The organism is Mesorhizobium sp. M7A.F.Ca.MR.148.00.0.0 (assembly GCF_003997735.1).
Taxonomy (GTDB): Bacteria; Pseudomonadota; Alphaproteobacteria; order Rhizobiales; family Rhizobiaceae; genus Mesorhizobium.
Map to the genome: position 1 here is coordinate 53,988 of NZ_RZTB01000032.1, position 288 is coordinate 54,275.

At 69.4% G+C, this 288-nt stretch carries 1 protein-coding gene; it reads left to right on the forward strand.

Going from position 1 to position 288, the window contains the following annotated elements; genetic code table 11:
- Positions 1 to 288, forward strand: a 288-nt coding sequence (locus EOB49_RS37670; RefSeq protein WP_245472720.1) for a glycosyltransferase, incomplete at both ends; no start/stop codon positions are given.

The following is a 288-nucleotide window of genomic DNA, read 5'->3' on the forward strand; positions in this document are numbered from 1 at the left end:
GTGCCTTCTGGAAAATCTGGCGCGGCGTGCGCCAGGCCTCCGCCGTCATCGGCAGGATCAAGCCGGATGCCGTCGTCGGCTTCGGTGGCTATCCAACCTTGCCGCCGCTCTACGCGGCGACACGGCGCAAGGTGCCGACGCTGATCCATGAGCAGAACGCGGTGATGGGGCGCGCCAACCGGGCGCTGGCTGGCCGTGTCGATGCCATCGCCGGCGGCTTCCTGCCGCAGGACACCAGTGCTGCCGGGGTCAAGACGGTGACGACAGGCAATCCGGTCAGGCCGGCCG